This is a genomic window from Halomonas sp. LS-001 (assembly GCF_052983955.1).
Genome location: NZ_CM129816.1, coordinates 625,850 through 647,038 on the forward strand (window position 1 = coordinate 625,850; position 21,189 = coordinate 647,038).

Annotated in this window: 14 protein-coding genes; 3 read left to right on the forward strand and 11 right to left on the reverse strand. The window is 56.6% G+C overall.

Features of this window, described 5'->3' with window-relative positions; translation table 11 throughout:
• Positions 1 to 245: 245 nt before the first annotated feature.
• Both ACU6TU_RS02740 and ACU6TU_RS02745 read right to left on the reverse strand, forming a co-directional pair.
• Positions 246 to 563 carry a CcdB family protein gene (locus ACU6TU_RS02740; RefSeq protein WP_447143061.1) on the reverse strand — a complete coding sequence of 106 codons (318 nt, stop codon included), beginning with the start codon at positions 561 to 563 and terminating at the stop codon, positions 246 to 248.
• Positions 563 to 808, reverse strand: coding sequence for a type II toxin-antitoxin system CcdA family antitoxin (locus ACU6TU_RS02745; protein WP_447143062.1), 246 nt, complete (start codon positions 806 to 808; stop codon positions 563 to 565). Before ACU6TU_RS02745 ends, ACU6TU_RS02740 begins: the two co-directional genes overlap by 1 nt.
• A gap of 242 nt (positions 809 to 1,050) precedes the next feature.
• Between ACU6TU_RS02745 and ACU6TU_RS02750 the strand changes: the two genes are divergently transcribed.
• The 3 genes from ACU6TU_RS02750 to ACU6TU_RS02760 all read left to right on the forward strand — a co-directional run bounded on the left by ACU6TU_RS02750 (position 1,051) and on the right by ACU6TU_RS02760 (position 5,641).
• Positions 1,051 to 1,371, forward strand: coding sequence for a DUF427 domain-containing protein (locus ACU6TU_RS02750; RefSeq protein WP_447143063.1), 321 nt, complete (start codon positions 1,051 to 1,053; stop codon positions 1,369 to 1,371).
• A 166-nt stretch (positions 1,372 to 1,537) separates the two neighbouring features.
• Positions 1,538 to 3,700: an ATP-dependent nuclease gene (locus ACU6TU_RS02755; protein WP_447143064.1), complete on the forward strand. Its 2,163-nt coding sequence runs from the start codon at positions 1,538 to 1,540 to the stop codon at positions 3,698 to 3,700.
• Between the two features lie 9 nt (positions 3,701 to 3,709).
• Entirely contained in the window at positions 3,710 to 5,641 is a 1,932-nt protein-coding gene (locus ACU6TU_RS02760) for a UvrD-helicase domain-containing protein (RefSeq protein WP_447143065.1), read from the forward strand.
• Between the two features lie 77 nt (positions 5,642 to 5,718).
• Here the strand turns inward: ACU6TU_RS02760 and ACU6TU_RS02765 are convergent, their stop codons facing one another.
• From ACU6TU_RS02765 to ACU6TU_RS02805, 9 genes are all read right to left on the reverse strand, one after another.
• On the reverse strand, positions 5,719 to 6,063 hold the full coding sequence (locus ACU6TU_RS02765; protein ID WP_447143066.1) for a hypothetical protein: 345 nt from the start codon (positions 6,061 to 6,063) through the stop codon (positions 5,719 to 5,721).
• Complete coding sequence (gene recD, locus ACU6TU_RS02770; protein WP_447143067.1) at positions 6,047 to 8,356, reverse strand: exodeoxyribonuclease V subunit alpha; 2,310 nt, start codon at positions 8,354 to 8,356, stop codon at positions 6,047 to 6,049. The genes ACU6TU_RS02765 and recD overlap by 17 nt, the downstream gene beginning before the upstream one ends.
• Positions 8,353 to 12,060 carry an exodeoxyribonuclease V subunit beta gene (recB, locus tag ACU6TU_RS02775; protein WP_447143068.1) on the reverse strand — a complete coding sequence of 1,236 codons (3,708 nt, stop codon included), beginning with the start codon at positions 12,058 to 12,060 and terminating at the stop codon, positions 8,353 to 8,355. Before recB ends, recD begins: the two co-directional genes overlap by 4 nt.
• Positions 12,057 to 12,365, reverse strand: coding sequence for a nucleotidyltransferase domain-containing protein (locus ACU6TU_RS02780; protein WP_447143069.1), 309 nt, complete (start codon positions 12,363 to 12,365; stop codon positions 12,057 to 12,059). The genes recB and ACU6TU_RS02780 overlap by 4 nt, the downstream gene beginning before the upstream one ends.
• A gap of 81 nt (positions 12,366 to 12,446) precedes the next feature.
• The gene (locus tag ACU6TU_RS02785; RefSeq protein ID WP_447143070.1) at positions 12,447 to 12,734 is read right to left on the reverse strand and encodes a type II toxin-antitoxin system RelE family toxin; all 288 of its coding nucleotides are present in this window, start codon (positions 12,732 to 12,734) and stop codon (positions 12,447 to 12,449) included.
• Positions 12,735 to 12,737: 3 nt separating this feature from the next.
• Positions 12,738 to 13,028, reverse strand: coding sequence for a hypothetical protein (locus tag ACU6TU_RS02790; protein ID WP_447143071.1), 291 nt, complete (start codon positions 13,026 to 13,028; stop codon positions 12,738 to 12,740).
• Between the two features lie 102 nt (positions 13,029 to 13,130).
• Positions 13,131 to 16,748: an exodeoxyribonuclease V subunit gamma gene (recC, locus tag ACU6TU_RS02795; protein WP_447143072.1), complete on the reverse strand. Its 3,618-nt coding sequence runs from the start codon at positions 16,746 to 16,748 to the stop codon at positions 13,131 to 13,133.
• Between the two features lie 128 nt (positions 16,749 to 16,876).
• Entirely contained in the window at positions 16,877 to 19,924 is a 3,048-nt protein-coding gene (locus tag ACU6TU_RS02800; RefSeq protein WP_447143073.1) for an efflux RND transporter permease subunit, read from the reverse strand.
• A gap of 1 nt (position 19,925) precedes the next feature.
• Entirely contained in the window at positions 19,926 to 21,023 is a 1,098-nt protein-coding gene (locus ACU6TU_RS02805; RefSeq protein ID WP_447143074.1) for an efflux RND transporter periplasmic adaptor subunit, read from the reverse strand.
• Positions 21,024 to 21,189 lie beyond the last annotated feature (166 nt).

Sequence of the window (21,189 nt, forward strand, 5' to 3'; positions counted from 1 at the left end):
CTTCCCCTTGGGGGCTTTTCTGAGTCTGTCGGGAGATTTGCCTTGTGTGCCCTGCACGCCTGGGTGGTGCTATTGGCACGGGAAAGCGGCTCCGGGAATCCCCCCTACGCCGTTGCTGCACCAAACGCGATTGCATGCGATGGGCTTGTAGGGCGGCTTCGCGAAGCAAGCCGCCGACTCGCCGACGGGCGAGCCGGGTGACACCATCAAGACGGTGGATTACCGCTCATACCCGAATGTATGAGTTAAAAGCCAGTAATAGACAGGTTCACAGCGCGAACAATCTGATTTTTGAAGTGCGAGAGAGAGCCCACCGGGTTTTTGAGATGCTTTTCTTGCACAGAGGAAATTTGCGGGGTTAAAAGTAAAAGCTCCTGATCGGCAAAGCTGATGACTGGCGTGATTCCCTGCATGGCTTCGCCACCAAAGGCAGAACTTCTTCCCAAAGGGATGACGAGGCGAGTTGCCAGCTCACTCAGCAAGCTACTTTGAATATCGACAAGGTAAGGGTAGTGCGCGTTGCTGGTTTTGCTTGGGTTTGGGTACACATCGAACTGTGCCATCAAAATTCCCTGAACTCTTCGCCGAAGCATCCATGTTGCTCGACGAAATCATTGTAGCCCTTGATAGCCGTGCGATTTTCTTCGACCCATTGAGCGGCCTCGCGTTTGGAAAGTTCTTCTTTGAGGGCGCGTTCCAGGGTAGCCGACAGGTTAATGTTCAGTTCGCGGGTTTTATGCAGTAAGTCGCTATTAATCGAGAGGTTAGCGGCTTTTTTGGGTGCGGCTGTGTTGTAGAGTTCGGCCATCGGAGTCTCTTGGAGGCATATTTAATGCACCGCTTCAGTTTATGCGCACGACAATGCGCATTCAAGCGTTGAGTCAACCGCTATTGTTGGGCGTGTATACGCAGGTGCCAGACCCCGAAGAAGCGGTATACCCGAAGAAGATAGGCTAAAGCATTACCCCAAAAAAATGGGATTCAGATTACTTAGCTGCTAGGCTGAAATCATAAAAGTAAATAACACCGCAGAGATGCCCATGCCGCATAATGCTTCACCCCAGCCGCCAACGTATGCAGGTGCATGCCAACGGCATGTTATTGGCCAGCTCGACCAACACCTTAGAACTCCGCGAACGCGGCTACCCGCTACTCCACTACTTCCTTCGCGAAGATGTGCGTATGGACTTAATCAGTGTTTCGGAACCCACCACGTATTGCCCGTTTAAGGAGAATACGGTGACTTTCTTGCTGGGCGAAATTCAGGATATCGCCTGGAGATATGAGCAACCAATGGAAGGCATGGAAGTGATAGCAGGTAGTGTAGCGTTTGCAAGGTATGACATCACAGTGCAGGTGGCGGATGAATAAGTGCAGTTGAGTTATCCACAGGGGCTAATTGACGTGAAAAATTCAGAAGGTATACGAATTTTTCATTATAAGGCATCATTTAAGTGGCCGTTTTCGGGTCTAGACGGTAATGCATAAGGTTAAATATAGCCCTTGTTTTTGGCTCACAGCTTTAAGGTTTTTATAAATGAAAATTTCCTCCTTCGCTTTGAAAAATTACAGACGTCTGGTCAATGTGGTTTTGGTTCTTGATGATAAAACAACTGTTCTTGTTGGCGCTAACAATAGTGGAAAAACGTCCTGTATTGGAGCGTTGCACACATTCCTGAAAAGCCCGGATAACTTGAAGGTTCGAGATATATCGAAGCGCAATTGGAGAGAAATCCAAAAGTTGGGTGAACAAATTGAAAAAGAATTCCCGGCTAGCGATAAAATGCAGGACTTATCCGACGCTCTAGTCAGGTTATTGCCGAGTTTAGATATAGAGATTACAGCAAAAGCGAGTGAAGCATATAAGGTTCGTGACATCCTTCCAGATTTGGAATGGAGCGGTGGCGCTCTATCCGTTCGAATAACTTACGAAGCCACCGATATTTCTAAACTGTGCCGTGAGTTCGTCGAGACTAGAAATGTAGTGTCCGAACACAAGGGGCAGATAAGTCTATGGCCGAAAGATCTATGCGATTTTTTGGAGAAAGGTCGGAACTTCAGTAAGTTCATTAAGCAAAAGCACCATATTTTGAGTAAGGAGGCGGGGCCTAATGCGAATGAAATATTGCAGCCTCTCAAATCCGAAGCTTTGAAAAATTTAATACGAGTGGACGTTATATCTGAGCAGCGTGGACTAGGTGCTGAAGATAACACAGATCAAAAAGGGCCATATTCGGAAAAGCAGAAGCTCAATAAGTTGCTTCGTGACTATTATGATCGGATCTTGAACCCAGAAGATTTTCCTGAGGCAGAAGATATTCAGGTCTTGAAGCAGCAACAGGAACTGGAAATGGGATTCACCGACAGGTTGAATAAGCAGTTCAAGGACCCCTTTGAAGAACTGAAGGTTATGGGGTACCCAGGCATCGGCGGAAATCCAAGTGTTGAAATTGCCGCGAGAATTAGCGGTGCGGATGCATTACAAAAAGCATCATCAGTGCGATATCGCTTTGATAGTAAGGAAGAAGAGTTTCTCCCTGAAAGTTACTTAGGACTTGGCTATCAAAACCTTATATATTTAACCTTCAGGCTTTTAGAGTTTCGTGATAAATGGATGCGTGTTGGAAAGTCAGCTTCTTATGGAGATAAGTTAGATGATCAGATAGAGCCTATCCACCTAGTTTTGCTCGAAGAGCCTGAAGTCAATCTACATGCTCAAGTTCAAAGAGTGTTCATATCAAAAGCTTATGATACGCTGAGGAATCACAATGATTTACGCGATAAGACGACTCGCGAAGACAAATTTGAATTCCAGACACAGCTCGTGATTAGCACCCACTCTAGTCATATTATTAATGATATCGATTTTAAGGATCTCCGCTACTTCCGAAGAGACGAAGCAGGCGCGTCGATACCAATGGACCACACCTCAGTTGTAAATATGTCAGAGCTTTTTTCAGAGGCGAAGGAGGAGCTTCTGTTTGTAAGAAAACACTTGAAGCTCACTCATTGTGATATTTTCTTTGCCGATGGCGTTATATTCGTTGAGGGTCAGGCCGAGCGCCTTTTGGTACCTGAGTTCATTTCGAATAACTTTTCTGACTTGTCGAGTCGGTATATCTCCATGCTTGAGGTTAGCGGAGCGCACACGCACAAATATAAAGATTTAGTCGAGAAGCTTGGAGTCGCGACTTTGGTACTGACGGATCTTGACTCCGTTAATAACGAAGGGAAATCTTGTTTTCCTCAAAAAAACTCGGATCAAAAGACAAGCAACGAGACCTTGAAGAATTGGCATCCAAAGAAAGAAGGGTTGGATGATTTGGTCGACTTACCAAAGGAAGAACACGCTACAACAAGTGGCGGTGCCCCGCTTTATGTTGCCTACCAGAAGCCATCAACGATTGAAGGGCAGGAGGTTTTATCCCGAACCTTTGAAGATGCGTTGATTTTGGCAAATTTTGGCGACGATTATTTTCAAAAGAAAAGTGCAATTAAAGCAGCAAAAATCGCCTTTGAAGATGGCAGTAAATCTTTGTCAGATTCGCTCTATAAGTATGTTCAAGGTTTAACGAAGGGTGACTTTGCTTTCAACTGCCTGTTTCATCTCGCGAATGTGGAAGAAAATAGTTTCAATCCCCCCGACTATATGAGTGAAGGCCTGAAGTGGCTAGATGCTCAGCTTTTGCCGAAAGCATAGGGGGAACTTATGTCAGAAGAATTTTACTTGGCGGAAACTAAGCCTTTCGATCATGACAATGGCGTCGATGAAGGTATTCAAGTGTGCCTGCACATAGACTCGGGAAAAAGCTTCATAACCTTTGCAGGAGCGGGATCAGGAAAAACCTACTCCCTAAAAGAGGCTCTCAATTTCCTAAAAAATCAATACTCTGACGATTTTTATCGTAAGAGAAAGCAAATTGCTGTTGTAACTTTTACGAACAACGCGGCAGACGAAATAAAGGATCGGATTGAGCAGAACCCTATGTTTACGGTTTCGACGATTCATAGCTTTTGCTGGCATGCAATTGCTGGCTTTAACGAGGATATTCGGAAGTGGTACTTGGATAAGACCCCCTCTGACTTAGAAGATCTTGAGGAAAAGGAACGGAAAGGCCGGGCAGGAAAGGCATCAGAGGCTCGAAAGAAGGCGATCACTCGCCTAAAGGAAAAAATCGAGTGGTTAGCGGAGCGACGCTCGTTCGTTTACGATCCAAACGGTGTTAACTCCTCCCAAAATGCGCTATCGCACGCAGATGTCTTAAAAATATTCTCCAATTTTTTGACGACCAAGCCGATGATGGCCGAAGTCATCGTAAACAAGTTCCCTTTCATATTCATCGATGAAAGCCAGGATACTAACAAAGATGTAGTGAGCGCATTCTTTGATCTGCAAAATGCCAAGCCGGATAAAGTTGTCATCGGCTTATTTGGAGATACGATGCAGCGAATCTTTGGCGGGGGGGAACCCGAGCTGGGAAAGGTTAAGCCGAACGGTTGGACAACTTTTGATAAGGAAATGAACCATCGGTCAGCGCGGCGTATCGTTGGTTTGGGTAACCAGATCCGTAACGAAGACGATGGACGCAAACAATACGCTCGAGATGGAGCTGCCGATGGTTGCATTCGCTATTTCTTGCTTCCGCACAGTGTTTCAGGAAAAGACGAAGTCGAGGCAAAAATTCGCGAGGCTATGGTAGAAGTTACTGGCGACGCCGACTGGACAGATACTCAATCCAAAGAAACCGCTATCTTACTTCTGGAACATAAAATGGCTGGGCGCCGGCTTGGCTTTGATGATCTTTGGGACAAGCTTTCAAAATCGAACAAGATAAAAGATCGAATTTCTGAAGGTGATAATGCCGAATTGAACTTTTTCTCTGACATTGTTTTTCCCTTGGCTGAGGTAAGTAGGCAGGAAAAACGTGCCGAATTGATGTCTATCTTGAGAGAAAGCAAATCGCCGCTCTTGGAGAGCGGTGCGCTTGACATGAATAAGGACGATCCGCTCTCGCTTGCCAGAGCAGCGGAACATGCATTTAGAAATGTCGTTTCAAATAGTAGGGTCAGCTTTCGCGCAGTGCTCGAAGTGCTCTCTGAGCATAAGCTACTGAGAATTCCGGAAAAATTGCAGTCGTTTGTGCCCGATCTGGAAGAAAGTGGGACTCAGTCGTTGTCAGACGAAGTGGAGCATAGGCCAGATATTGAACCAGAACCTGACGAGCAGGATGACAGCGAGATTGCTGCTTGGGCTGAAGCCTTGGAGACTGATTTTTTCCAGATTCGGAACTACAAGGACTACATAGATGACAGATCAATTTTTCGAACCCATCAAGGCGTGAAGGGCAACGAATTCGAGCGTGTTATGGTTGTGATGGATGACGATGAAGCAGGAGGCTTCTTGTTTTCCTACGAGCAGTATTTTGGCGCTAAGGAGCTTTCTCCAGCTAGCCAGAAGAAACGGGATGAGGGCGAAGAAACCGGATTGGATCGCACCCGGAGATTGTTTTACGTTACATCCACTCGGGCCAAGAGTAGTCTCGTCCATGTAATTTATACATCTGATGTGACCAAGGTAAAGAGCAACCTCATTGAAAAAAGATTTGCTCGGGAAGATGAAATTATTGTGTTTGAAGAGTAATCATTAGCGTAATAATCCGGGGCTGCGACTTAGGTGCATTATTTTAATATTTTACTACTCTCCTTAAGACCTTTTCTCTAGGTTTTATTGAATTGGTTAAGCGTTTTGTCAGCCAGTAGACGCTCTCTGCGCTTCTGTTCGATATCGAGAAGTTGGAAATAAAGTTCGATGATTAAAGAGCATGTGGCAAGCTCAATGGCGCAAATAGACGTTGCAACAATAGCTCCATGCTTTATTGCTTGGTGTCCCCAGTCGTAAGCTTGGGATAGCAGTCGAAGTTCATTTTGGCGGCTTTGATCTTTTGTATGATAAGCACTATCGTAATGCACTCCTCCTAATCTATTGGCAACATATTCAATTACATTTTTTCTCTGGTTGGGAATGTCTTTAACATTTAGTTTAACTCTATCTTCCCATCCCACTCACTCTCATAACCTCTCTCGTCACCGCCTCATTCAGCACCCCGCGTTTGGCTTCTACCAGCGTGAGCCAGTCGCGGGCGCGGGTAATGCCGGTGTAGACCAGCTCGCGGGTGAGGATCGGGTTGATGGTGGGCGGTAGCAGCAGGGCGGTGTGCAGGAATTCCGAGCCCTGGGATTTGTGTACCGTCATCGCGAACACGGTTTCCACCGCGTGCAGGCGCGAGGGCAGCACCCAGCGGATGGGTTTTTCCGGATCGCTTGTCGGGAAGGCAACGCGCAAGAGCGTTTTACCCGGCGTGCCTGAACTAGAGCGGGGGTCCGGCACGGCCAGGGTGATACCGATATCGCCGTTCATCAGTTTCAGGCCGTAGTCGTTCTGGGTCACCAGTACCGGGCGGCCTTCATACCAGCCTTTCTCCAGCGTGAAATCACTGCCATAAAGCAGCTTTTCCCCGCGCAGGGTCTTGGCGATGCGCAGGTTCAGGCCTTCTACTCCCCAGGGGCCTTTGCGCAGGGCGCATAGCAGCTGGAAGTGGCTGTAGGCGCTTAGCACCTCAAAGGCCCAGGTATCGAACGCGGCTGGGTTGTCCTCGAAGGATTCCCCACGCGGGCGCTGGGCGTTCAGCGTTTTCAGGTAATGGCGGTAGCCCGTGGGTGGGGCGATGGGCGCACCGCTGTGGCTGGTGCGGCTTTCACCGCCGTTGGGAAATGCCTCTGGGCTTCCGTGAATCACCAGCTTATCCAGGGCGGCATCCTCAAAAAGTGTCAGGTGGTGTAAGTCCGGGTAGCCGTGGCGCAGCACACGGCTAACGGCCTGGTGTTTTTCCTGATCACTCTGAGCGTGGCTGGGCTGATTAATTGCCTGGGACAACTGGCCAATGCCGCTGTGTTCGTTAAAACGGTGGCTGACCCGCAGCATGCTGATCGCCTGGTCCAGCGGCTGGCCTTCAGCATCGATATAGGCATCGGGCAGGGGTTGGCCGGTGGCGCTTGCAAGCCATTGGGCGGTGGCCGGGGTGTAGTGGGCGGCTTCGGCGCGGCGGCACAGGTCACCCAGCACTGAGCCCGCTTCCACCGAGGCCAGCTGGTCTTTATCCCCCAGCAGCACGCACTGGGCATTGGCGGGCAGGGCGCGCAGCACGGCGGCCATCATCTCGATATCCACCATGGACGCTTCGTCGATCACCAGCACATCCAGCGCCAGCGGGTTAGCGGCGCTGTGGCGAAAATGCCGGGTGTCGGGGCGGGCGCCCAGCAGGCGGTGCAGGGTGGTCACTTCCGTAGGAATCGCAATTGGCGCTTTTTCGCTTGCCTCGCCTTCGCTCATAACGCAATTCGTTAAGAGTTTTTCTAACTGTGCCAGGGGCAGGCTATTCACCTGCCCGGCGATGGATTCATTCAGGCGGGCAGCGGCTTTGCCGGTGGGGGCGGCCAGGCGAATGCGCAGCGGCTGGCTGGGCGAATGGGCCAGCTGCAGGGTTTGCAGCAGGGCCAACAGGCGCACCACGGTGGTGGTTTTGCCGGTGCCGGGGCCGCCGGTAATAATGCCAAAGCGGCTGCGGGAAGCCAGGGCGCAGGCGGTTTTCTGCCAGTTCAGGGTGCTGGCGTTTTCCGACTTACTGTTTTCAAACATGCGGTCTTCAAACAGAACGTTCAGCGCTTGAGGGAGCAGGCTGGGGTGAGCCTCGTCAGCCGTTACTTCCAGGCGCGTGGCGATTTGCTGGTGCAGGGTCTGTTCGTATTGCCAGTAGCGGCGCAGGTAAAGCCGCGTGCCAGTGCTGGCTTGCTGCTTATCGCCTGAGCCTGAGTGAGCATTCACGACCACCAGTGGCGAATTGCCGGGGCCATCACTGACCAGTAGCGGGTGGTGCAGGGCGGCTTGCCATTCTTTGAGCGTGAGCGTGGCCAGCACCTCGCTGGGCAGCGGCGGCGGGTCGCTTAAATCGTCGCCTTCCGGCGGCAGCGAAAGGGCAAAATCCGGCGCGCTTAGCGTGGCGTTCAGGTCCAGGCACACATGGCCACGGCCGAGCTGGTGGCTGGCAAGCGCGGCGGCCAGCAGCAACAGCACGGGGGCATCCGGGGCCTCACTGGCTAGAAAACGTACCAGGGCGCGGTCCAGATCCCGCAGCCAACCCCGCGCAACCCAGCGTTCGCACAGAGCCAGTAGCTCAGCGGTGCTTTTCAGTGCGGGGTGATCTGCGCAAGATTCAGAGGTCGATGCAGGCGGCAAGTCATCACTCTCTGTGTCAGCAGCAAACAGATCGAGCGTATGGGATTCGTGATGGCGGCTCATGCGGTGGCCTCCTCGGGCGTGTGGGCATGGGGGGCGCCGCTGAACAGGCGGTCCAGTGCTTCAATCAATTCCACCGGGGCGGGCTCTGAAAATACCCCGCGCCCGGCGCTGCGGCTGCCACGCAGAAACACGGTCATCGAGCCGCCCAGATGCTGGTGCGGGTCGTAATCCGGCAGGCGCGCTTTTAACAGCCGGTGCATGGCCAGCAGGTAAAGCGCGGCCTGCAGGTCATAGCGTTTGGCGAGCAGGGCGTGGCGCAGGGTGTCGGGTTCGTAGGCGCTGTCGTTCGGCCCTAAATAGTTGGATTTCCAGTCCAGCACGTAAAAGCGCCCCTGGTGCTCAAACGCCAGATCAATAAAGCCTTTGAGCATGCCGTTGAGGGTGTCGGCATCCAGCGCGGGGCGCTCAATGCCTGGCAGTAAGTGCTTGCTAACCAGGGCGTCAATGGCCTGGGTGTCGACCCGTTTGGCGGCCAGCCAGAACTCCAGCTCCACCTGATAGCTTTGAAGTTCTGTCAGCGCAACGCTTTGCTGGCTCGGCGCGGCCAGCGGTAGCGGTGTGGTCAACAACGTGGAAAGCCAGCCTGCCAGCGGTTCCTGCCATGCCTGCCAGCCGCGCAGCTGCACCCGCCGCCAGAGCATGTCGTTGAGGGTTTCAGCATCGTCAGCGGTGGTGGCAAACCCTTGCCTGCCTGCCCATTCCAAAAGCCCATGTAAAAATGTCCCCGGCCCTGGCCCCCTGGGAAACTTATGCAGGTGGAAAGTCTCTGGTTGAGATGGTTCTTGAGACAGCTCCTGGGGTTCATCCAGCACTTCAAAGGCCGTGGCTTCCTGAGCGGTGGTGGGTTCCAGCGGCGTGGCCATGGGGGCGGTGAGGGTGCCGGAAAGGCGCAGCGCCGAGTAACTGGCAATCCACCAGTGTTCCTTGGCGGGGCGCGCTGGCGTGCGAGCGTGGCCCAGCTCGGTTGACGGCGTCAGGGCGGCAAGGCGAAGCGCCGTGGGGGCTGGCGGTTCACTGATGCAGATGTCACTGCCTTCTGCCAGCGCTTCCAGCGCCTTGGTCAGTGCGGCGGGGGCGATGGGCTGGCCGCCGTTGATCAGGTAGCCCAGGGCGCTGTTTTCCAGCCCGTTGAGTGGAGCAAGCCCCAGCCAGGTGGCGTGGCGGGCGCGGGTCAGGGCGACGTAAAGCTTGCGCAGGTCTTCGCCCAGGCGTTCGCGGTCGGCGGTGGCCAGGGTGTCGTCGTCGGCGTTCAGGCTGAGCTGCAGGTGGCCTTCGCCATCGTGCCAGCGCAGCGGTACGTCGTCTTTCTTGACCGGGCGATGGTTGCCGATAAAGGGCAGAAATACCAGCGGGTACTCAAGCCCCTTGGATTTGTGGATGGTCACTACCTTGACCAGATCGGCATCGCTTTCCAGGCGCAGTTTGTGGCTGTCGCCGTGGCTTTCCGGGTCGGCGATGGCGTCAAACAGAAAGCGGATCAGCGCGTGTTCGCCGTCAAGCTCGGCGCTGGCCTGCTGCAGCAATTCGCCCAGGTGCAGAAGGTCAGTAAGTAAGCGCTCACCGTCTTCGAACTTCGCCAGCAGGCGAGCGGGAATATCAAAATCGACCATCAGGCGACGTACCAGTGGCAGCACACCCTGGCGCTGCCATAGGCGATGGTAGTGGCTGAACTGTTCGACCCGTGCTTCCCAGGCCAGCTCGTTTTGCTGCAGGTGGTCAAGCTCAGCAAGGCTCAGCCCCAGCAGCGGCGTGGCCAGGGCCGCGCGCAGGTGGGCTTCGGCCTGACGGGAGCTGGCCAGTGGCTCGGCGCAGGCGCGCAGCCAGCGTTCCACCTGGGGGGCCACCGGCGAGCTGAATACCTTGTCATGGTCGGAAAGATAGACACTTTTCACCCCACGGTTGGCCAGCGCCAGGCGTATGGCGCGGGCTTCCTGCAGGCCATTGACCAGCACGGCCATGTCCGAGGGCTTGAGCGGCGTCAGGCTGCCATCCTGGTGAAAACCGCTTTCAGCCTGCTGGCCTGCGTTGAGCAGTTCGGCCATGTAAGAGGCGCAGCGTTCGGCCATTTCCGGTTGATAGGCGGTTTTGGAAAGCGGCTCGTCACTTTCCATTGGCCACAGGGTCATGGCGGGCAGCGGCTGGCCCTGGTGGACCAGCTGTTCGTCGCGGCCTTTGGCCTTCACCGAGAGAAACGGCAGCGGGTTGTCGCCGCCTGCCTCGCGGAACAGAAAGGCCCCGGCCGGGTGCTGGTCGGCGTAGTGGAAGCAGTGGTTTACCGCCTCGACCATGGCGCGGCTGGAACGGAAGTTGGTGCCCAGCGTCACGTGGCGTCCGGCGGTGTGCTTTCTGGCCTGCAGGTAGGTGAAAATATCCGCGCCACGAAAGGCGTAAATGGCCTGTTTGGGGTCGCCGATCAGCAGCATGGCGGCATCGCGGCGCGGGTGGGCGACGTCATAGACCGCGTTGAAAATACGGTACTGAATTGGGTCGGTGTCCTGAAATTCGTCAATCAGCGCGACGGGAAACTGGCGCAGTATCTGCGCGGCCAGGGCCTCTTTGTTGGGGCCTTGCAGGGCGCGGTCCAGATGGGTGAGCAGTTCATTGGGGCCCATTTCGGCGCGGCGTTCCTGCTCGCGTTCCAGGCGCACCTTGCACCACTGCACGGCGTGAATCAGCAGGTCGTTACGCGGCTCCGGCAGGGCGTCAAGGGCGGCAGGGAGTTCTGCCAGGGCTTCCCAGACCGCGGGGCACGGCGGCGCGCCGTCTTTCCATATTTCGGCCATGCCGTCTGGCGTCAGGCGTTTCCAGGCGGCGGGCGTCAGCGCGGGGCGTTCCAGGTCGCTCTCGCTCCATTCCCGCAGTGCCCCCAGCCAGTTGGCGCGGCTTTTGGCGTTGAAGCTTTGGCCTTTAAAGGCTTTGCGCTTGGCGGCGTCTTCCAGCGCGGGCACCAGTTCATCCAGCCAGGCGGGCCAGGGCGCTTTCAGCGTGGCAAGCGTGGCGCTGCGTTCGGCTTCGGCGGCGCTTAAGGTGTCCGAAGGCGCAGGGCGTGGGTTGCCCAGGGCGTCGCTTTCATGGAGTAGCTTGCGCACTTCGCCGTGAAGGTCGTCCGGCGATTTCCAGTAGCGGGTAATGCTGCCCAGGGCGTCGGCGTTCAGCGGGTAGTAGAAGGTGCGCCAGTAATCGCGCACCACTTCCTGCTCTAGGTCGCGCTGGTCGTTTTCCAGGTTGAGCGAGAACAGGCTGCCGCTATCAAAGGCGTGTTCGCGCAGCATGCGGTAGCACCAGCTGTGAATGGTGGAAACCGCGGCTTCGTCCATCCATTCAGCGGCTAGCTCCAGGCGGCGGGCGCAGGCGGGCCAGGTGGCAGGTTCGTACTGGTCGCGTAGCTGAAGCAGCAGAAAGTCGGCAGCGGCCTCATCGCTGGCTCTGAACACGGCGGCGGCTTCTACCAGGCGGTGGCGGATGCGCTCACGCAACTCCTGAGTGGCAGCGTTGGTGAAGGTGACCACGAGAATTTCCGGCGGCGTCAGCGGGCGCACAAAGGCCGTATCGTCTTCGCTATGCTGGCCACCCAGCACCAGGCGCACGTATAAAAGCGCGATGGTGAAAGTTTTGCCCGTGCCCGCACTGGCTTCAATCAGGCGGCTACCGTGGAGCGGCAGCGTAAGCGGGTTGAGTGGGGTGGGTGTGTCAGCCTGGCTCATTGGGCTTTCTCTGTGTTGATCTGCTTTGACTGGGCCAGCGCGATTGCCTGGAAAGGCGTGGGTTCTGACCCCGATATATAGGTCAGAATATCCACGGGTAGCTGAAGACGTTCTTCCAGTGCCATTTTAAGCTCGGCGCAAGTCAACAGCGGAATGGCTGCTGGGGCCATCAGCAATAAATCAACATCACCGCCGCGCTTTGAATCATCCAGACGGGAGCCAAACACATGGATGTCTACCAGGGCCCCTGCAAACTCGCGTACGCCTGAAAAAATGATGTCGCGCTGTGCTTGAGTGAGACGCATGGAAGACGCTCCTTGCCTGAGTGGCGTTATTAAAGACCTTGTTGAAAGCTTAGCACCCCGACAAGAAACAAATTCGAGTGGTTATACACGCCGATTGGCAAGTTCGTACACTTCTTCATCCCGCCGAGCTCCCACCGCAATGATTAGCACCTGGATAGCGGATCCATCAACTTTATAGATGATCCTCGTATTTCCAGTGCGCATCCGTCTGCAGCCGGCCAGAGCGCCTCGAAGGGGTTTACCAAGCTTGTCAGGCTCACCATCGCGGATTCTCTCTTCAATAACATCAAGGATGCGATTTGCTGCGGCGGAGCCTAACCTGATTAGATCTTTTTGAATATCAGGGTGATAGAGCAGATGCCAGACCATGGCTCAATCGTTCTGATTAAAGAGAGAGCGCATGTCATCGTGCGAAATGGCCTGACCTGCCTGGTAGCTCGCTAGTCGGTCTCGGGCGATAGCTTCGATACGCAGGTCTTCAAGCTCATCAACGAGGTCCTGATAGGCTTGGACGTTCATCAGTACAGCGGCAGGCTGGTTATCCTTGAAAACCACGAGCCTATCCGTCGAACGTGATGATATTTCTTTGAGCCGGGCGCTGAAGGTACGCGCCATGACGGTTGCTGAGACCGCGTCTTCTGGACGTTCAAGTAAGATGGCCATGGCTACCCTCTGGTATGTATTGAATTACGTTTAATTATACACATAATTCTATGCAGTGGTGGCCGGTTAAGCAAGGCTCACCGCTTAGGGCCTGTTGGTGCGTCATTGCTTTTTACCATCCGGCTTTTTTACCGCCTTGAACAGCGGGGCGTAGAGGGCGTCTGTCAGGGTGGCGAAGGTGTGTGGCTGGCCGTCATGAAGTGCCTCGGTGCGGTCGAAAAACAGCCGTTCAAAGCGCGGCCATTGGTGGCTTAGGTAGGCGCTTTGGGAGGCTTCGCCGGTGTAGCGGTAGCCGTCTTCATAGACCTTTTCGGCGGCGGCGTAGGCGTCGCTTTCGCGGCCTTTTTCCAGGGCGATTTCCGGTGTGCCGAGCTTGGTCAGCCAGGCAAAGGCGGCCTGTGCTGCCAGCGGTAGCGGGGTCAGGAGGCCTTGCTGCCAGAGGTTTAGCTGGGTTTCCAGGTGCGTGCGGGCGGTATCGGCATCCAGTGGCTCCAGAGTGACATTGCCCGCCTTGGAAAGTAGTTGTGTGGTCATCGGGCCGCTGAGGTTGCCCGCCAGGTGGGCGACCCAGTGGCGCAGCAGGTGATGCCACTGGTACTTGCCCTTCTTGATCAGGCTGCTGCTGAGCAACAGCAGGCGGCAGCGGTGGCCGTCGTCATCCTGGCGGAGTTCATTTAGCCAGTCTTCCAGTGTGATGCCGTTATGTTCGAGGTGAACGGCGCTGGGGGCATCCTGGGCGTGGGGCCAGGCGGCCAGTGCGTCTTCGTAGGCAGTGAACAGGGCTTCCATGGGCTCGGCCAGGTCGTTACGCATGCGCTCACCAAAGGCGCCCATCGCTAATACGCCTTGGCCCTGAAAGCGTTCAAGCGCATCGTGCAGGGCGTTCATGCGTGGCTGGCCGTTATCGACGGCGTGGCGCTGCGCGGCAATCAGGCGGTTTTGCAGCTGCCAGTTTTGCAGGCCATCCAGCGCGAAGGGTTCTTCGTCCAGTTCGGCAATCGCTTCTTGTTCGAAATAGACCCCTAGCCGGGTGTTGAAGAAGGTGCGCGCGGGTTCTCGCAGAAAGCTGCCCAGCTGGCCAAGGGTGAGACTGGTTGGGGCGTTTTCCGACGCAGGAAGTGCGGTTTGGGCTTCCCGTGAAGTACGCGGTTCGTGAACGTCGCGCCATTCGTGGGCATATGTGAATAGCCGACTGGTGTCGCTGACACTCTGGAAATACTGACGGCTAAACGGCTGCAGCGGGTGCTCGGTGGTTAGCGCCTCAAGCAGCGGCGTGGCATTCTCGATATGCCAGCCTGCCGCCAAGTGGTCACGCAGCTGGCCGACCAGCACGGAGGGCGGTAGCGGCGAGTTATCGATCTGGCTGTTGCCCATCCAGCTGATATACAGCTGGTCGCGGGCGGAGAGCAGCGCTTCCAGAAACAGGTAGCGGTCGTCTTCCCGGCGCGAGCGGTCGCCGGGGCGGTAATCGCTGCCCATCAGGTCGAAATCCAGCGGCGGCTGGGAGCGCGGGTATTCGCCGTCGTTCATGCCCAGCAGGCATACGCGCTTGAACGGAATGGCGCGCATCGGCATCAGGGTGGCGAAATTGACCGCACCGGCCAGAAAGCGCTGGGAAAGGCTGTGTTCGTCAATCTGCGCGAGCCAATGTTCGCGTACCAGGGAAAGCGGCAGGGGGGCACTCAGTTCGGCTTCACGGCTGCTTTCGAGTATCTGTTGCAGGCCGTTTTCGAGCTTGGTGAGCATGATGCTTTCCTGAGCATCTTCGGTCAGGAAGAAGGTTTCCAGCAGCGCTCGCAGGCGTGCTACCCAACTGGCGGCATCGGTGGGTTGGCAGAAAACTTCCCAGGTGGCTTCGAGTTTTTCCAGCAGGGTGGCCAGCGGCCCGGCAAGGCCCGCTTCCAGCCCGCCGATGTCATCAAATGGCTCGATGCCCTGCCAGGCCTCGCCATCGCCCACGCTGTAGCCCAGCAGCAGTCGGCGCAGGCCAAAGGCCCAGGTGTTCTGGCTGAGCCCGCCGGGCAGCTCCAGGCGCTGGCGCTGCTTAGCATTCAGGCCCCAGCGGATGCCCGCGCCTTCCATCCAGCGTTCCAGCACCGGCAGGTCGCGCTCGGCAAGCCCGAAGCGCTGGCGCAGGGCGGGCACGTCGAGCAGGTCCAGCAGGTCGCTGACCGAAAGACGCAGCTCCGGCAGGCGCAGCAGCTTTTCCAGGGCAATCATCAGCGGCAGGCGGTGGCGGCTGGCCTGGTCGGAAAGCGTGTAGGGAATATGGCGCGGATCGTCGCTGGCGAGCTGGCCAAACACGGCTTCGATATGCGGTGCGTAGCGGTCAATATCCGGCACCATGACGATGATATCCCGGGGGCGCAGGTTGGGGTCGGCGCTGAACGCCGCCAGCAGCTGGTCGTGGAGAATCTCGACTTCCCGCTGGGGGCCGTGGGCGATATGAAAGACGATGGAATCATCATCGGCAGACACCGCTGGCCAGTGATCCTGGGTTTCCGCGACCGGGCGCAGCTCGCGAATGTCATCCTGCAGCTGGCTGAGCAGGCAGTGGCGTTCAGGGCCGCTAAACGGCTCGAACATATCAATGCGCAGCGCCTGCTGCTCGAATAGCGTCTGGTAACCGCCGGTGTCGTCATGCTCATCCAGCAGGCGCAGGTAATCGCGGCCCTGCTTGCCCCAGGCGGCCAGCAGCGGCTGGGCGTGCAGGTGCAGGGCGTCATCGGCGTCGCCGGTGCCGAGTACATCCAGCGCTTCCGGCATGCCGGTTTTGCGCCGCTGGCGGTAGCGGCTGGCGCGCAGTAGGTCTTTATGCTCGATGATATCCGCCCAGAAGAACTGGCAGGGGTTATGCACGCACAGCACGATCTGGCAGCAGCGCGAGAGCGCCGCCAGGGCTTCCAGGGTTTGTTGGGGCAGCGATGAGATACCGAAAATAATCAGCCGCCGGGGCAGGCCCGGCGGGCAGGCCTGGCCTTCGAGCTGCTCAGCCGCGTGTAAAAAGCGCTGATGAACCTGGGCGCGGCTGCTGTTGAGGCCTGCATCGCCCTGGGTGGCAGCAACGTCTTCACGCAGAATGCGCCAAAGTGCAGGCTGCCAGCGCTGGTGTGCTTCCAGCGGGCGGGCTTCGCCTTTGGCGGTAATCAGTACGTCGTCGCCGTTGGCCCAGGCGTCCAGCCAGTCAGCGCGGTAGACCTGATACTGGTCGAACAGATCCGCCAGCCGTTCAGCCAGCTGATAGTGCTTGCGCTGGTCGCGGTCGACTTCCAGAAACTGTGCCAGCGGGGCGAAGATATCCTGCCCGGCCAGGGTGGGCAGCAGGCGTAGCAGCCGCCAAACCAGGCGCGATTTATCAAAGGGCGAGGTTTCCGGTACGGCGTCGCCGTCTTGGTCAATATGCGTTAGTACCGTGCGGTAGGCCTGCCAGAGAAAGCGCGCAGGCAGCATGACATCCAGCGCGGCGGCAATGCCTGCACCGCCGTTTTCCGGGTCTTCCGCCAACGCGAGTTTCAGCCACTGCCCGATCCCGTTGCTCTGCACCAGAATGGTCTCGTTTTCCAGCGGCCCCAAGGGGTGCAGGCGCATCCATTCCACCGCCAGCTCGCGCAAATCCTCCAGGCGATTGGCGTGCACCACCATAAAACCGGGCGTCAGCTGCGTTGTTGAGAGCGCGGTTGATGAAGGCATTGTTGACGAGAGCTGGGAACTGGCAGGCATGTGGCGGTGTTCCTTCACGGAAAGATATAGCGCTATGGTGCCATAAAGATTCGGATAAGAAACATCCATAAAAAAACGCCGCCGTGGCCTGTTAAGGCGACGGCGGCGTTAAAGCGTATGCTGCGTGGCTAGGTATCGGCGTGAATCTTGATCCGGTAGAGCACGCAGTAGATGACCGGCAGTACGATCAGGGTGAGTAGCGTGGCGACACCGAGCCCGCCGATCAGGGCGACGGCCATGCTGGCAAAGAAGGCATCGCTGATCAGCGGCAGTAGACCCAGCATGGTGGTCAGCGCGGCCATGGAAACCGGCCGGACACGGCTGACGGCCGCCCGCACCACGGCATGGTAGCGGTCCTTGTACTGGGGTAGCTGCACATTGATTTCTTCCACCAGCACAATGGCATTCTTGATCACCATACCGATCAGGCTCAGCGTGCCGAGCAGCGCCATGAACGAGAAGGGCAGGCCGGTGATCAGCAGGGCGGCAACCACCCCGACAATGGTCAGTGGCACCAGAAACCAGATGGCCAGTGGCTGGCGGAAGTTGTTGAACAGCACGACCGTGATGATAAACATCATCACCAGCCCAAGCGGCAGCGAGGAGAACAGGCCGCTTTGCGCTTCACCGGCGGTTTCGAATTCACCGCCCCACTCAAGCCGGTAGCCAGGCGGCAGATCGAGCGCTTCGACCTGGGGCCGAACCTGGGCCAGCACGCTGGCCGCCGTGACGCCGCTGAGCGGGTCCGGCTCGCCATACACGGCCAGCATGCGTTCACGGTCGCGGCGCATGATCAGCGGGTCGGCCACCTGGGTGGTGACATCGCGTATGACCTGATCGGCAGTGATGTAGCGCCCTTGTTCAGCGCTCCATACGTTCAGCGAGCCGATGTTGTCGATATCGTTGCGTTGCGCGGGTATCGTTCTGGCGACAATCGGAATCAGGTCGCTACCGTCGCGATAGATACCCACCTGGCTGCCACTGGTACTTAGCGCCAGGGTGGCCGCGAGGTTGTCGCGGGTGACGCCGAGACGTCTCGCGGTATCTTCCGCAAATATCGGTACGATTGCCTGAACGCGGTTACGCCAGTTGGTGCGCACACTGACCATGTTGGGCGTATCATTGAACAGCGCCGCCACTTGATCGCCGAGCTGGCGCAGCACGACCGGGTCACTGCCGTAAAGCCGCGCTTCCAGCTTGGCTTTGGGAGCCGGGCCGACTTCCAGCGGGGCAATCTTGTAATCGATATCACTGTGATCGCGTTTTAGTACGGCTTCCACGTCCGCCATACGTGCCTGCTGGGTTGCTTTATCGTTAGTTTCGATAATCAGCTGTGAGTAGCTGGCGTAGCGTTCTTCCGGTGCATAGGTCAGGGTGAAGCGCTGGGCCCCGCCGCCGATGACGGTGGTGAGATGGCGGATGCCTTCCATCTCCATGACCGCCTCTTCGAGCTGCGCCACCCGCCTCTCGGTTTCCAGAATGTCGGTACCTTCCGGCGTGCGGTAATCAACAAAGAAGATAGGCGTATTGGAGGCCGGGAAAAACGCATTCTTGACCGAGCCAAAGCCGACAACCGCGACTGCCAGAATGGCGATTACCAGCGCCAGGGTCAGCCAGCGCAGGCGAATCCCCGCGATAATCACGCGGCTAAAGGTGCGGTACACAATCCCCTGGTAAGGATCTTCGTCTGTGCGGCTGGGGGAGACGTTGCGAAACAGCAGCTTGAAGTAGAAGGGCGTTAGCGTCAGCGCCGTCAGCCAGCTCAGCAGCAGGGAATAAAGCAGGACGTAAAACAGCGAGCCGATAAATTCACCGGTGGTGTCCGGTGACAGGCCAATCGGGGCGAAGGCGGCTACAGCAATCAGGGTGGCGGCCAGCAATGGCCAGGCGTTCTGCCGAATTACCTGGTGTGCCGAGTCACGAATACTCTGGCCGCGCTTGAGCCCAACCAGCATGCCTTCCGTGACCACAATGGCGTTATCGACCAGCATGCCCAGGGCAATAATCAGTGCGCCCAGTGAGATTTTTTCCAGCTGCAAGCCGTGAATACGCATCAGCATGAAGGTGCCGATAATGGTGATCAGCAGAATAAACCCCATCAACAGGCCGCTGCGCCAACCCATAAACAGCATCAGCACCACAATCACGATGGCGACCGCCTGGATCAGGCTGACCAGAAACCCGGAGACGGCCTCATCCACCACGGTTGGCTGGTCGTAAACGATGTTGAGTTCCATACCCAGCGGTGTGCGTGCTTCCAGTGCCTCCAGGCGCTGTTTCAGGCGCGCGCCGACCTCGACCACGTTAACGCCGCTTTCAAATGAGATGCCCAGGGAAATGGCGGGCCGTCCCATATCGCGGTAAAGAAGCTGTGGCTGCTCGGTCAAACCTCGGGAAATATCGGCAATATCGCTCAGCCGAACCAGCTCGCCATTGCCTTCACTGATGATCAGCGCACGCAGGTCTTCGATATTGGCGGAACTGCCTGACGGGGTGATTCGAAAACGCTGGCCATCCTGCTTCAGGTGCCCTGAATCCACGACGGCATTCTGCGTTGCCAGCAGTTGCTGAAGAGAGGCCAGCGGGATGTTCAGGGCGCGCAGTTGCTCGCGGTCGACTTCAATGAAAATACGCTCGGCTCTCACGCCAGCCAGCGATACCTTTTCCACCCCATCAACCAGGGCGAGCTCACGCTTTAGAAACTCGGCATGACCTTTTAAATCAGCCATGCCGTAACCGTCACCGGTCAGGTTGACCATTAGGCCGAACACATCGCCAAAATCGTCATTAACCCGCGACTGGCTGGCGCCGGGTGGCAAGCCAGCCTGGGCATCGCCGACTTTGCGGCGTAATGAATCCCATAGCTGCTGAAGCTCTTCGTTTTGCACCGTGCTTTGCAGCTCGATGACGATCTGCGATAACCCGTCAGAACTGATCGAGCTGATGCGCTTGATCGCGGGCATGCCCTGAATGGCTTCTTCCAGCGTTGAGGTCACTTCCTGCTCTACCTCTTCGGGCGTCGCGCCGGGGTATTGCGTGACCACCATGGCATTGCGGATGGTGAACTCGGGAAATTCCAGCTGCCCCATGCCAGTGAACGCGAAGGCACCGCCTATCAGCAGCACCATGGTCATCAGATAGCTGGCGGCTCGGTGACGCAAGAAATAATCAACCATCCTAGAGCCCCTGTTCCTTTTTCCATGGCATAACGCGCATATCGGGGCTGATGCGATGGGCACCCGCGGCGACAAGGCGGTCACCTGCGGCGAGTGCACCGATTATTTCCAGCCCTTTGGAGGTTAAGCGCCCGACTTCAATCGGCACGGCTTCCAGGCGGTCCGGAGCTTGAAAACGCCACACCACGGCCTGTTCCGGGTTGTCACCAGGGTAGCTGATAGCTTCGGTTGGTAAATGCCAGACAGGGTTTTCAGAGGCGGGGAATAGCTGACCCAGATCAAGCTGGACGGTGGCGCTCATACCATCAAGAAGGGTGATGTTGTCAGGTTGCGGCAGCCGCAGTGTGACCTCATAAGCCAGGCTTTGGGCGCTGGCCTGCGTGGTGTAAGAGGCAAGCTCTGCCTGGTAGGACGTTTCACTGTTGCCAAAGCGCACCTCAAAGATGATGTCTTTTTCAAACGATGACTCGCCGTCACTACGCGGTATCTGCTGCACAATCTGCTGGGGAAGATGGAAGACGACATCAAGTTGCCCCGGCTGTTGGATGACAGCAACAACTTCTTTTACCTGTACAATCTGGCGGTTATCCACCGGCACCTGGGCAATCACTCCATCGTAAGGCGCGCGCAGCCGGGTGTTTTCCAGCTGTTCTTCAGCCTGCTCAAACGTGGCCCGCGAAGCGCGAAGTTCAGCCTCTGATTCATCAAAGCGTGCCTGGCTGATTGCGCCGCGTTCCAGGGTATAGCGCATGCGTTCATGGGTTGCCCGTGCCAGTTCCAGGCGTGAACGGGCACTGTCCAGCTCGCTACGGACATTACGATCGTCGATCCGCGCAATGAGGGTGCCCTGTGTTACCCGCTCACCTGGGCTGACGTTGAGTTCCAGGAGTTCTCCCGGCATGCGAAACGACAGGTTGCTGCGAGTCGTCGCGGCAACCCGTGCCGGAAACTGGCGTTGCAGCCCAGCGGCAGAGGCTTCCAGCGTCATCAGTTTCACCGGCCGAGGAGGCGGTTCATTGTGATTTTCGGCATAGGTATTACCCGATACCAGCAACAAGGCCAGCAGCGCTGGAAGTAATCGAATCACAGGGTTGCGCACGGCAAACTCCTTGGCGGCATGGATCAACACACGGACATGAAAGTGGATACGAAAAGTCTGATATAAACGGTTTGATATATAACGTCTCTTTCAATTCTTTCACTGACATTCATGAATGTCAGTATTGATGTATACTAATACGCTATCGGTGAATTGGCCACATCCG

Coding starts and splice junctions, on each gene's coding strand:
- ACU6TU_RS02740 (WP_447143061.1), bottom strand. CDS start 563: ATGGCACAGTTCGATGTGTACCCAAACCCAAGCAAAACCAGCAACGCG.
- ACU6TU_RS02745 (WP_447143062.1), bottom strand. CDS start 808: ATGGCCGAACTCTACAACACAGCCGCACCCAAAAAAGCCGCTAACCTC.
- ACU6TU_RS02750 (WP_447143063.1), top strand. CDS start 1,051: ATGCTTCACCCCAGCCGCCAACGTATGCAGGTGCATGCCAACGGCATG.
- ACU6TU_RS02755 (WP_447143064.1), top strand. CDS start 1,538: ATGAAAATTTCCTCCTTCGCTTTGAAAAATTACAGACGTCTGGTCAAT.
- ACU6TU_RS02760 (WP_447143065.1), top strand. CDS start 3,710: ATGTCAGAAGAATTTTACTTGGCGGAAACTAAGCCTTTCGATCATGAC.
- recD (WP_447143067.1), bottom strand. CDS start 8,356: ATGAGCCGCCATCACGAATCCCATACGCTCGATCTGTTTGCTGCTGAC.
- recB (WP_447143068.1), bottom strand. CDS start 12,060: ATGAGCCAGGCTGACACACCCACCCCACTCAACCCGCTTACGCTGCCG.
- ACU6TU_RS02780 (WP_447143069.1), bottom strand. CDS start 12,365: ATGCGTCTCACTCAAGCACAGCGCGACATCATTTTTTCAGGCGTACGC.
- ACU6TU_RS02785 (WP_447143070.1), bottom strand. CDS start 12,734: ATGGTCTGGCATCTGCTCTATCACCCTGATATTCAAAAAGATCTAATC.
- ACU6TU_RS02790 (WP_447143071.1), bottom strand. CDS start 13,028: ATGGCCATCTTACTTGAACGTCCAGAAGACGCGGTCTCAGCAACCGTC.
- recC (WP_447143072.1), bottom strand. CDS start 16,748: ATGCCTGCCAGTTCCCAGCTCTCGTCAACAATGCCTTCATCAACCGCG.
- ACU6TU_RS02800 (WP_447143073.1), bottom strand. CDS start 19,924: ATGGTTGATTATTTCTTGCGTCACCGAGCCGCCAGCTATCTGATGACC.